Genomic DNA, 9,871 nt, shown 5'->3' on the forward strand with positions numbered 1-9,871 from the left:
CCGCCGCCGCGCTGTCGGCAAGCTGCTCGGCGAACGCACGGTACCGGGCGATCTGTTCGATGGTCAGCGTCATGGAAAAAGGCCTCGATCAGTAAGAAAGGCGGGCATCATACCCGACTCCACTGCCTGCAGGACCTGCCACCGGAAATGACCAGCCCTGAAAAAAGACATCATTGTGCCATCATCCAGGTTCATTTATTGGTCACCTGAACGTTGTACTAGGATGAATACCAGCTTCCGGTCACCCGGCAGCGCCGCTCAACCGGACTTCATGGATGAAACAGATGAATGCACATAGCCTCTTCCCGCAGATCGGCAAAGTGATTGCCAGCACCGGCAGCCGCCACTTCCCACGCATGCTGCATGACCTGATCCGCACTCAGCTGAGCGTGGATGCCACGCACATTCGCCAGGTGCGCGTCGAGCAGCAAACACCGCCGGACCTGGACGCGACCGTGCTCAGCGAGACGGTCTTCTGCGAGCCCGATGCGCAGCATTGTCCCCTGCCCGACCCCGCGCGGCTCGACCTGGCGCGCCGCAAGGACGACATCCGCTACGAGATCAGCGTGTACCGGGCCAATCCGCCACAAGGGTTCTCCGCCCGTGAACGCAGCCTGCTGGAAGCCATCTCGCCGCTTCTCCTGCCGATGCTGGAAAAGCACATACGCGCCCTCCAGCCGGAACACCGCGCAGCACCGCCTGCCCACCGCCACGCGCCCGTACAGCAGGGCCTGCAGGCACGCTTCACGGAGCGCCTGGACCAGGCGGGCCTGACGCTTTCCGAACGCGAGCTGCAGGTGTGCGTCGGCCTGCTGGCCGGGCACACCGCGCCTGAACTGGCCGACCGCCTGAACCTCAAGGCCAGCACCGTCGACAGTTACCTCAAGCGCGCGGCCATCAAGCTCGGCATCAGCGGTCGTCACTCGCTGATGCGCTGGATGTACGGCGGCATCGCACCCGCGGCCTGAACCCGAAAGCCCAGGCCGCGAGACCTCAGGCCAGTCGTTCCTGCGTGGCCATCGCCTGACCGTCGAACCACCATGCCGCCAGGCTGAACACGTCCGGCGTGCGGAGGATGCTGAAGTGGTCTCCTGGTCCCTGCCAGGTCGCCAGTTGCGGCATCAGCCGCTGCCAACCCGCGATCATGGCGGCCTGTTCATGCTCGTTGCTGGCGGCGTCCAGTATAGGGTCGGCCACCAGCACCAGGCGTGCCGGGCCGTCATAGCCCTGCGCAGGCCGGTACACGGTGCGTAGCGCACTGGCAAAACAGCGCACCAGGCCCTGCAGCACCTGGGGCGCCGCGCGTTCCGGCAGCAGTCCTGCCCTCACCATCGCTGCCTGCAACAGGCGCAGCTGGCTGGCATCGTCGGTCTCGGCAAATGCCTCGCGATCCAGACCAAGTACCTTGCCACTGGAACGCTGCAACGCGTCGGCCAGCAACTCCAGCGCCGCCGTGAACGTATAGGGCTGCCCGCAAGAGCCTTGCCCATCGGGTGCTTCGCTGTCGATCAACGTCAGCGAGGCAACCTTGCGCCCGCGTGCCTGGAACCTGGCCGCCACGGCGTGGGCGACCCAGCCTCCAAAGGAATGCCCGACCAGATTCAGCGGGCCCTCGGGGTACAGCGCCTCGATGGCCTGGACATGGCACTCGGCCGCCGCTTCCACCCGGCTATGCGGTACCCTGGCGCCGTCCAGCCCTCGGGTCTGCAACCCATAGACTGGCAGGTCCGGCCCCAGTGCCTCGGCCAGCGCGATGAAGCGAGTGACGCTGTCACCCGCCCCCGGCATGCAGAACACCGGTGTGCGCCCAGCCTGCCCGCTCTGGATCGCCAACAGCGGCTGCCATGCGGGTGCCGCGCAGATGACCGGCGCCGACAAGGCCTGGCAGATCGCGGCGCCGAGCACCTGCACGTGGGGCGCCTGCATCATGCTCACGTGGTCGCCTGGCACCTCGACGCAGTGCACGGCCTGGCTCGGCAATGTTTCGGACCAGCCCAGCGTCATGCTCCCGGCGGCCTGCTCGGCTACCCGTTGCCCGGCACGGAACAGATGCACCGGCACCCCCAGCGGTTCGAGCCGGTAGTGGGCCAAAGCGTGTCCGTGCGCCACTTCGCGCTCAAGGTAGTGCCGCAATTGCGCATCGCTTGCCTCACCGAGCTGGGCAGGCAACACCTGCTGCTCGCCGCACAAGCGCAGCAGTGCCTCGAAGTCCAGCCCGTGCAACTGGTGCTCGGCCTCGACAGCCGCCAGCGCTGTCATGCCGGCCTCCCCCAAGGCCTCGGCGTAGTCCCGGCAATGCGCCAGCAACTGCCGCTCGAGCAGCGCCGGGCCCTGCCACCGGGCCTTGCCGCGGTCGGTCAGGCGTGGCACGTAGGTATCGATCAGGCCCAGGAAGCTGACAGGCTCGTCCATGCCCAGCAATTGCGCCGCCACCTCGTACGCCAGCACCCCACCGAACGACCAGCCCGCCAGGCGGTACGGGCCCTGCGGCTGGACGCCACGGATCAGCTCGACCAGCCGCGCCGCCAGGCACTCGAGGGTGCGCGGAGTCGCCTCGCCAAGGCCCGTGCCAGGCAGGCCGAGAATCGGGAAATCACCTGGCAGGTGCTGGCCGAGCACCGGGAAGTAGGCATCCAGGCCCGTGAAGTCATGCACCAGGAACAGCGGCGGCTCGCTGCCTTCCTCGCGGACCGTGACAAGCTGCGCGGCGCCCCCAGGGGCCGTCGCGCGCTCCTCGAGCACCGTTGCCAGCGAGGCGACACTGGGGTGCTGGAACAGGTCGGCCAGCGACAGCACATCTCCGGCTTTCTGGATCAGGCTCACCAGGCGTATCGCCGACAGTGAATGGCCGCCCAGCTCGAAGAAGCTGTCATGACGCCCGACCCGCTCGACGTCCAGCACCTGCGCCCAGAGCCCGGCCAGACGCGCTTCCAGCGGTGTCGCAGGCGCTTCGAAACGCGCCCCCGTCAATGCTTCAAGGCTCGGCATCGGTAGCGCACGGCGGTCGACCTTGCCATTGGCGGTCAGTGGCAGTGCCTCCAAGCCCACATAGGCCGCAGGCACCATGTACTCCGGCACATGCGCCAGCAGGTGGGCACGCAGGGTCGCGCCATCCAGCCCGTCAGGCACGCCGGCGCGCCGGGTGAAGTAGGCCACCAGGCGCAACGTGCCCTGGGCCTGCTGGTGCGCCACGACCACGGCCTCGGCAACGCCAGGGCACAACGCCAGCTGCTGTTCGATCTCGCCCAGCTCGATGCGCACGCCACGGATCTTCACCTGGTCATCGTCGCGGCCCAGGTACTCCAGGTTACCGTCTGGCAGCCAGCGCACCAGGTCGCCGGTACGGTACATGCGCGCCTTGGGCAACGCGCTGAACGGGTCGTCGACGAACCGCTCGGCGGTAAGTTCGGGGCGGTTGAAGTAGCCTCGGGCTACCCCGGCCCCACCCACATGCAGCTCGCCCGGCACCCCTAGCGGGACCGGCTGGCCATGCGGGTCAAGCACGTAGAGCCGGGCATTGCTCACCGGCTTGCCGATATGCAGCATGCCGCCCGGTTCCATCACACCGGAGCTTGCCACCACCGTCGCTTCGGTCGGCCCGTAGTTGTTGACCACGGTGAAGCCTGGGTCGCGGTTGAACTGGCGCAGGCGGTCACCGCCGATCAGCAGCGTGCGCAGGGTCGGGTGGCGCAGGTCGTGGCTGAAGGCATATTCGGCCACCGGCGTGGGCAGGAAGGCCACGTGCAGGGGCTGCGCCAGCCACCAGTCGAGCAGTACATCGAGCTGATCGTTGCCGACGTCGTCGGGCGGCAGGTGCAGGGTCGCCCCGGCGCACAGCGCAGGCCAGGTTTCCCAAGCCATTGCGTCGAAGCCGAAGCCGGCGACACTGGCGGTATGGCTGCCCGATTGCAGCTCGAAGGCCTGGCAATGCCAGTCCACCAGGTTGTTCAGGGTGCGGTGCTCGACCATCACGCCCTTTGGCTGGCCGGTGGAACCGGAGGTGTAGATCACGTAGGCCAGGTGGTCCAGGCCAAGGCCTGCGACGACAGGGTTGTCGCCCTGCGCCGGCCAGTCCGGCCGGTCCAGCATGATCACCGGCGCGGCGAGCACCGGCAGGCGGTGGAGCAGGTCAGCGCGGGTCAGCACGGCCACCGGGGCGCTGTCCTCGAGCAGGTAGCGCACACGTTCATCTGGGTGCGCCGGATCGACCGGCACATACCCGGCACCGGCCTTGAGGATCGCCAGCAGGCCGACCAGGGTGTCCAGTCCGCGCCGGGTCATGACCGCCACACGGTCATCGGGGCGCACACCCAGGTTGATCAGGTGATGGGCCAAGGCATTTGCCTGGCGGTTCAGCTCGCCATAGCTCAGGCGCGCTTCGCCTACTTGCGCCGCCACGGCGTCGGCGCGTTGCACGGCCTGCTGCTCGATGCGCTGGTGCAGGGCCAGGGTGGCCTGCGTGTCGATCCGGCTGGCATTGAAGCCCTCCAGCAGCAAGGTGCGCTCGGCCATCGGCAGGATGTTCAATTGCCCGACGGGGTGCTGAGGCGTCTGCTCCAGCGCGTCCAGAAGCTGCTCCAGGGTGCATGCCAGGTAAGTGCACAACCGGCCTGCATCGATGCCTGGCGCGGTGTGCGCGGTCAGGCTGAAGCCCTGACCAAGGTCATCGACGCTGAGGGTCAGCGGGTAGTTGCTGCGCTCGTCGGCGCGCAGCAGTTCGATGCCTTGCCACGCCAGGCTGGCGGAGTGTTGTGTGGCCGCGGCCGGCGCACTGTGGCGATAGTTGAACAGCGCGCTGAACAACGGCGTTCCCGAAGGCAGGCCACTGCAGCGTTGCGCCAGGGCCAGCGGCGCATGCTCGTGGGCCAGCAGGCCGGTGAGGCGTCGATGGGTATCGAGCACGGCCTCTCGCACCGGCTGCTCCCCTAGGTCGATGCGCAGCGGCAAGGTGTTGATGAACACACCCAGCGCCCGCTCCGCCCCGTCGCCGGCCTGCAGGCGTCCGACCAGCACGGTGCCGAACACCACGTTGTCGCGCCCGCTGAGCTGTCCGATTACCCGCGCCCAGGCCAGGTGCATCAGGCTCGCGGCGCTGACCCCCAACTGCCGCGCCTGTTCCCGGACACGGCCGCCGAGCGCCGGAGCCAGGGGCAACCGGGCTTCACCTGGCTGGCCCTGGTCGGCGAGCACCAGTTGCCCGTACGGCAAGGTGGGCTCCTCGATATCGCGCAACTGCGCGGTAAAGAATGCCTCGTGATCCTGCATCCCGGGCCCTTGCAGCGCCTGGGCGATGTAGTTGCGGTAAGGCACTGGCGCCGGAAGCTGCGCGTGCTGGCCAGACAGGATGAGCTGCAGCTCATGCGCCAACAGCTCGAGGGCGACATGGTCCATCACCAGGTGATGGAACTGCAGCACGGCCAGGATGCGCGGCTGTTCGGGGTCATCGGCATGCAGCAGGCGCAGCAGCGGCGCCTTGGACAGGTCCAGGGCAGGCAGGTGGGCAAGGTCCTGTGCGGACACTGGCTCGACTTGCAGCGGGGCGTGGCGCCAGACAACCTGCACCGGGGTCTCCAGCGCGTCCCAGAACAGTGCGGTGCGCAGGACGTCATGTCGGGCGATGACCTGCTCCAGCGCTGCGCGGAATGCCTCCAGCCGCGCGCGGTCGGCAAAGGCGAATTGGGCCTGCAACAGGTAAGGGTCTTCCAGGCCGGCCGCCAGGTGATGGTAGAAAATACCTGCCTGCAGCGGCCCTAGCGGATAGATGTCCTGCACATTGGCAACGCCACTAGGCACGCTGGCGACGATACGGTCGATTGCGTCCTGATCCAGCGTGACCAGCGGCAACAGGTCTGGCGTGACGCGGGTGCAATGCGCCTCGATCAGGCTGGCCGGCACCGGCACGCTGGCGGCGCTGCCCACGGCGTCCGCCAGCGCCGCCAGGGTGGGCTGGGCGAACAGCACGCGGATATCGGCTTCCAGGCCCAGCGCACGCATGCGTGCCACCAGCGTGACCGCCAGCAACGAGTGCCCGCCCAGTTCGAAGAAATTATCATGCCGACCTACCCTGTCGAGCTGCAGCAGCTCGCTCCAGATCGCGGCCAGGGCCGTCTCGACGTGCCCTTGCGGCGCCTGGTAGGCCGTGTTGAACAACGCCTCGCGCGCCGGTACCGGCAGGGCGCGGCGGTCGACCTTGCCGTTGGCGGTCAGCGGCCAGGCTTCAAGGCCGACAAAGGCGCTCGGCACCATGTAGCCCGGCAGGTGGGCCAGCAGCGCGGCGCGCACCGCGTCGACCGCTGGCGGCTGACCACCGTTGGCGTAGATGAAATACGCCACCAGGCGCGGCTGGCCGGGTTCGTCCTCGCGGGCCAGCACCAATGCCTCCTCGACCCCGTGCACCTGGCTGAGCTGGCTCTCGATCTCGCCCAGTTCGATGCGCATGCCGCGGATCTTCACTTGGTCGTCGTTGCGGCCCAGGTATTCCAGGGTGCCGTCCGGGTTCCAGCGCGCCAGGTCGCCGGTGCGGTACATGCGCCCGCCCGGGGTGAACGGGTCGTCGAGGAAGCGCTCGGCGGTGAGGTCGGGACGCTTGAGATAACCTCGGGCGACCCCAGCACCGGCGACGTGGAGCTCACCGGTAACGCCCACGGGCACCAGCTGCCGTTGCTCGTCCAGCAGGTACACGCGGGTATTGGCGATCGGCTTGCCAATATCCAGGGCGCCCCCAGGCAACAGACGACCTGAGGTCGCGACCACCGTGGCCTCGGTCGGCCCGTAGTTGTTGATCACGGCAAAGCCCGGATCGCGATTGAACTGGCGCAGCCGGTCACCGCCGATCAGCAGGGTGCGCAAGGTCGGGTGGCGCAGGTCCCGGCTAAAGGCGTATTCGGCCACCGGGGTGGGCAGGAAGGCGACCTGCAGCGGCTGGGCCAGCCACCAGTCGAGCAACGCGTCGAGCTGTTCGTTGCCAATGTGCGCCGGTGGCAGGTGCAGGGTCGCACCGACGCACAGCGCTGGCCAGACCTCCCAGGCCATGGCGTCGAAGCCGAAGCCGGCGACGCTGGCGGTGTGGCTGCCGGCGCGCAGGTCGAAGGCCTGGCAATGCCAGTCGACCAGGTTGTTCAGGGTCCGGTGCTCGACCATCACGCCTTTGGGCTGGCCGGTGGAGCCGGAGGTGTAGATCACGTAGGCCAGATGGTCCGGGGATGCCACGCCTGGATTGGCGGGGTTATCCGCCCAGGCCTGAGCGTCCAGCGCAATCACCGGAACGCTCAGCGCGGGCAAGCGCTCCAGCAGGCTTTGCTGAGCCAGCACGGCCACCGGCGCACTGTCCTCCAGCAGATAGCGCAGGCGCTCGTCCGGATGCGCCGGGTCGACCGGCACGTAACCGGCGCCGGCCTTGAGGATCGCCAGCAAGCCGACGAGGGTTTCCAGCCCGCGCCGTGCCAGGATCGCCACGCGGTCTTCCGGGCGCACGCCCAGGCTGATCAGGTGATGTGCCAGGGCGTTGGCCCGCTGGTTCAGCTCGCCATAGCTCAGGGACTGCTCGCCCACCTGGACCGCCACGGCCTCGGCGCGTTTGGCGGCCTGCCGCTCGATGCGCTGGTGCAGGGTGAGTTCGGCCTCGCAGGCCGAGCGCGGCGGATTGAATGTTTCCAGCAGGTGCTTGCGCTCATCAGCGCCTACCAGCGGCACCTGTTGCAGCAGCGCCTCTTCGTTGTCCACCAGCGCTTGCAGCATGTGCTCGAAGTAGCCGGCATAGCGGCGTACCGTCGGCTCATCGAACAGCGCGCAGGCGTACTCAAGGCTGCCCACCAGTGCCTGGCCCTGCTCGCCCAGGTTGAGCGACAGGTCGAACATGGCGACTTGGGTGGTTTGCTCGATGAGCTCCAGCTCCAACCCCTCGATTCGAGGACTGGACGCATCGCCTGGCAGCCAGTTGAGAGTGGTCTGGAACAACGGTGCATGCGCCAGGCTGCGCGCCGGGCGAACGATCTCCACCACCTGCTCGAACGGCAGGTCCTGGTGTTCCTGGGCCTGCAGCAGGCGCGCCCTGACCTGGGCCAGCAGCGCCGTGCCGCGTTGCTCGCCGGTGATTTCGACGCGCACCGCCAGCGTGTTGACGAACAGGCCGATCAGCCCTTCCAGCTCGCTACGCCCGCGTCCCGCCACCGGGCCGCCAATGACTACCTCGGTCTGGCCGGACAGGCGTGCCAGCAACGCGGCCCACGCGCCCAGCAGGGTCATGTAGAGGGTCACGCCCTGGCGCTGGGCCAGGGCCCGCAGGCCGGCCCCCAGACGCTCATCGAGGCGGATCGCCAGGCTGGCGCCGGTGAAGTCCTGCTGCGCCGGACGTGGCCGGTCGCTGGGCAACGTGAGCAGGCCAGGAGCGCCGTCCAGCGCCTCGCGCCAGTAGGCGGCCTGATGTTGCAGGCGTTCGCCATCCAGCCAGCGTCGCTGCCAGAGGGCGTAGTCGGCGTACTGGATCGGCAGCGCCGCCAGCGGGTCGGCCTCCCCTAGACGCAGCGCGGGGTACAAGGCCATCAGCTCGCGGGTCAGGACCCCCATCGACCAGCCGTCGGCGACGATGTGGTGCAGGGTCAGGGCCAGCACGTGATAGTCGTCGCCCAGTTGCAGCAGGGCGCCGCGGACCAGCGCGCCCTGGGCAAGGTCAAACGGTTGGGCGGCCGCCTCGCGCAAACGCTCGCCGAGCCCGCCGGGCTGTTGGCGCAGGTCTTCAAGCTGCAGCAACGGTGCCGGGCAAACCGGCGCGATCAGCACCTCGGCACGGTCATCTGCTGCGACAAAGCGGCTGCGCAGGGTCTCGTGGCGCTCGACGATCCGCGCCAGGGCGCCCTGCAGGGCCTGAACGTCCAACGCCCCGCGCAGGCCCAGCGCCAGCGCCATGTTGTAGGCCTGGCTGCCGCCCTCCATCTGCGCCAGGAACCACAGGCGCTGTTGAGCGAACGACAACGGCACCGACTGCCCGCGGGGTGCGGGAACGATGCCTGGCAGATCACTGCGCCCGGCTTGCTCCAGCGCTCCCGCCACAGCGGCAAGCTCGCCCAGGGCAAAGAGTTCGCCCAGCGGCAGCTCCACGCCCAGCTGCTCACGCACCTGCGAGACCATGCGCATGGCCAGCAGCGAATGCCCACCCAGGTCGAAGAAGTGGTCATGCCGCCCTACCCGCTCGACCTCCAGCACGTCGGCCCAGATCCGTGCCAGCGTGGTTTCCAGTCCGGCGTGCGGCGCCTCGAAGTCGTGCCCGGACCGCTCCAGGCGCTCGGGCCTGGGCAGCGCACGGCGATCAAGCTTGCCGTTGGCGGTCAGCGGCAGCGCCGCCAGTTCGACATAGGCCGCTGGCACCATGTAGTCGGGCAGGTTGGCCTGGAGATGACGGCGGATCTGCTCCACGCCCGGCGCGGCATGACCCGGTTCCCCGGTGACATAGGCGACCAGGCCGGGAGCATCGTCACGCGCGAGCACCACGGCTTCGCCGATGCCCGGCAACCCGTGCAGGCAGGCGACGATTTCGCCCAGCTCGATCCGGAATCCGCGGACCTTCACTTGGTCATCATTGCGTCCCAGGCACTCCAGCTGGCCGTCTTCACGCCAGCGGACCAGGTCGCCGGTGCGGTACATCAGCGCTCCCGGCGCCGTGCTGAACGGGTCGGCCAGGAAGCGTTCGGCGGTAAGCTCCGGCCGGTTCAGGTAACCCAGGGCCACGCCGTCGCCGCCGATGTACAGCTCGCCGACCACCCCCTGGGGCAACAGCCGCTGCCGGGCGTCGAGCACATAGGCGCGGGTGTTGCCGATGGGACGGCCAATCGGCACGTCCTGGCCCAGTGAATCCAGCGCCAGGACCTCGCACACG

At 68.5% G+C, this 9,871-nt stretch carries 2 protein-coding genes; one reads left to right on the forward strand and one right to left on the reverse strand.

The window, feature by feature from the left end; genetic code table 11:
* Positions 1–284: 284 nt before the first annotated feature.
* Complete coding sequence (locus VJS90_RS13970) at positions 285–968, forward strand: helix-turn-helix transcriptional regulator (protein WP_324122238.1); 684 nt, start codon at positions 285–287, stop codon at positions 966–968.
* A gap of 25 nt (positions 969–993) precedes the next feature.
* Here the strand turns inward: VJS90_RS13970 and VJS90_RS13975 are convergent.
* Positions 994–9,871 (reverse strand): non-ribosomal peptide synthetase (locus VJS90_RS13975; protein ID WP_414704942.1); only part of this gene is annotated, 8,878 nt, incomplete at its 5' end.

It is taken from the genome of Pseudomonas sp. (genome assembly GCF_035277045.1).
Lineage (GTDB): Bacteria > Pseudomonadota > Gammaproteobacteria > Pseudomonadales > Pseudomonadaceae > Aquipseudomonas.